The sequence below is a fragment of the Robinsoniella sp. RHS genome (assembly GCF_001029355.1).
In the GTDB taxonomy this organism is placed as follows: domain Bacteria; phylum Bacillota; class Clostridia; order Lachnospirales; family Lachnospiraceae; genus Robinsoniella; species Robinsoniella peoriensis.
Map to the genome: position 1 here is coordinate 1 of NZ_JNGB01000238.1, position 3,174 is coordinate 3,174.

The 3,174-nt window shown below is 41.0% G+C and carries 2 protein-coding genes and 1 pseudogene; all 3 read left to right on the plus strand.

What is annotated here, in order from left to right; translation table 11 throughout:
- Positions 1-1,137 (plus strand): methionine adenosyltransferase (metK, locus tag RHS_RS29145; protein ID WP_395023660.1); only part of this gene is annotated, 1,137 nt, incomplete at its 5' end.
- A gap of 102 nt (positions 1,138-1,239) precedes the next feature.
- The gene (locus tag RHS_RS29150) at positions 1,240-2,733 is read left to right on the plus strand and encodes a HAMP domain-containing sensor histidine kinase (protein ID WP_027295084.1); all 1,494 of its coding nucleotides are present in this window, start codon (positions 1,240-1,242) and stop codon (positions 2,731-2,733) included.
- Positions 2,726-3,174, plus strand: a pseudogene (locus tag RHS_RS29155) (response regulator transcription factor); the annotation flags it as partial. The gene RHS_RS29150 and the pseudogene RHS_RS29155, both read left to right, overlap by 8 nt.

The following is a 3,174-nucleotide window of genomic DNA, read 5'->3' on the forward strand; positions in this document are numbered from 1 at the left end:
AAAATGTGCGACCAGATCTCTGATGCTATCTTAGATGCTCTGTTAGAGCAGGATCCCATGAGCCGTGTGGCGTGTGAGACTGCAACTACTACAGGCATGGTTCTGGTAATGGGAGAAATTTCTACAAATGCTTATGTGGATATCCAGAAGATTGTGCGTGATACGGTAAGAAACATTGGCTATACACGTGGAAAATATGGATTTGATGCGGAAACCTGCGGCGTTATCACAGCCATTGACGAGCAGTCTTCCGATATTGCCATGGGCGTTGACAAAGCGCTGGAAGCAAAGGAAAATACCATGACCGATGATGAAATTGAAGCAATCGGTGCAGGAGATCAGGGAATGATGTTCGGCTATGCGGTAAATGAAACGGAAGAATTAATGCCGTATCCAATTTCACTGGCACACAAATTAGCGCTGCAGCTTACAAAAGTTCGTAAAGACGGCACACTTTCTTACCTGAGACCGGACGGAAAGACTCAGGTCAGTGTAGAATATGATGAAAATGGCAAGCCATCCAGACTGGATGCAGTTGTTCTGTCTACACAGCATGATCCGGATGTAACACAGGAGCAGATTCATGAGGATATTAAAAAATATGTATTTGATGTAATTCTGCCTGCTGAAATGGTAGATGAGAATACGAAATTTTTTATCAATCCAACCGGACGTTTTGTAATCGGCGGACCACATGGAGACAGCGGTCTTACCGGACGTAAGATTATTGTAGATACTTATGGCGGATATGCAAGACACGGCGGCGGAGCATTTTCAGGAAAAGACTGCACCAAGGTAGACCGTTCTGCAGCATATGCAGCACGGTATGTGGCAAAAAATATTGTGGCCGCAGGACTGGCTGAAAAATGTGAGATTCAGTTATCTTATGCAATCGGAGTTGCAAAACCCACCTCTGTCATGATCGATACCTTTGGAACCGGCAAATTATCAGACGAGAAGATTACGGAAATCGTAAGAGAGAATTTTGACCTTCGTCCTGCCGGAATTATAAAGATGCTGGATCTTCGCCGCCCGATCTATAAGCAGACTGCTGCTTACGGACATTTCGGCAGAAATGATCTGGATCTGCCCTGGGAGAAGCTGGATAAAGTCGAAATTCTTAAGAAGTACTTGTAAATTTATGAAAAATTTATAAAAGTCCTTGTTTGTTTAGATGTAAATATGGCTCCTTTATGCTATACTGAAAAGAGAACGGTATAACATAAAGGAGTTTTTGCTATGAAATTAAAAACAAGGCTTATCATAGCCTTTTTTGTAATTATATGTGTCCCGCTTCTGTTAACAGGCGTAGCTCTGTTGGGTTTCAGTCAGTACCAGTTAAAATCCATAGAAGATAAATATGGAATCGACAATGTTTCCTATGACGCATTTTCTAATTCAGTACAAATGCTGAGCATAACCACGAAGCGTATTTTTGAGGAGATGAAGAAGGAAGCCGACAAAGATCCGGATCAGTTTCTGGATGTGGATTATCTGTGTACGATTAATGATAAATTGCAGGACAAGAATTCTTATCTCATTGTGCGCAAAGGGAGTTCCCAGTATTATTCGGGAACATCTGAAAATAATGCACAGCTTTTTAAAGAACTGCCGGGACCCAATACTTATACAACGTCTGCTGACAGCGGAACGTATATCGGAAAAGATGTAAGGGCATTTGTAAAGCAGATTGATGTTACATTTTCGGATGAAACAGCAGGAAGCATTTTCATTATAACCAGTATGGATAATATGCTGCCGCAGATGAAGTCACTGCTTCGGGATATGTTTATTACAATTGTTGTAATCCTGATTTTAACCGCAGGTCTTTTGAGTACCTGGATTTATTCGGGAATCAGTACACCGCTTCGAAAGCTTCGTGCAGCTACCCAGAATATCAAAGAAGGCAATCTGGACTTTACATTAGTAGCTGAAGGTGAAGATGAGATCAGCGAGTTGTGCCAGGATTTTGAAGAGATGAGGAAGCGGCTGAAGGAATCTGCCGAAGAAAAAGTAGAGTACGACAGGGAAAATAAGGAATTGATCAGCAATATTTCCCATGACCTGAAGACTCCGATTACGGCTGTGAAAGGCTATGTAGAAGGAATTATGGATGGTGTGGCGGATACTCCTGAGAAGATGAATAAATATATCCGTACGATTTATAATAAGGCTAATGATATGGACCGTTTGATTAATGAATTGACATTTTATTCGAAGATCGATACGAACCGTATTCCATATACATTTAGTAAAATTAACGTATCCAGTTACTTTGATGACTGCTTTGAAGAGGTTGGTCTGGATCTGGAATCTAAGAATATTGAGTTTTCTTATTTTAATTATGCAGATGAAGAAACCTGGATTATCGCTGATGCAGAACAGCTGAAGCGGGTAATTAATAATATTATAGGAAATTCCGTAAAGTATTTAGATAAGCCTAAGGGTTATATCAATATCCGGGTTAAGGATGTAGGCGACTTCATTCAAGTGGAAATTGAGGACAACGGAAAAGGAATTGCACCGAAAGATCTGCCGCTTATCTTTGACCGGTTCTACCGTACAGATGCATCCAGAAATTCTGCCCAGGGCGGAAGCGGAATCGGATTGTCCATTGTTAAGAAGATTATAGAAGATCACGGCGGTAAAATTTGGGCAAGCAGTAAAATGGGAACAGGCACAGTTATGTATTTTGTGCTTAGAAAATATCAGGAGGTACCTGTCAATGAGTAAGATATTGATTATTGAAGATGAGGAAAGTATCGCAGATCTGGAAAAAGATTATCTGGAACTGAGCGGTTTTGAGGTAGAGATTGAAAATCGTGGGGATATTGGACTTAAGAGAGCATTAGAAGAAGAATTTGATTTATTTATCCTGGATTTGATGCTTCCGGGAGTAGACGGATTTGAAATCTGTAAATCTATCCGGGACAAGAAGAACACACCGATTCTTATGGTTTCGGCGAAAAAGGATGATATCGATAAAATCCGCGGTCTTGGACTGGGAGCAGATGATTATATGACAAAGCCCTTCAGCCCCTAGTGAGCTGGTAGCAAGAGTGAAGGCACATATGGCACGTTACGACAGATTAATCAGCAGTAATGTCCAGACAAATGATATTGTTGAGATTCGCGGTATTAAGATAGACAAGACGGCCAGAAGAGTCTGGATTA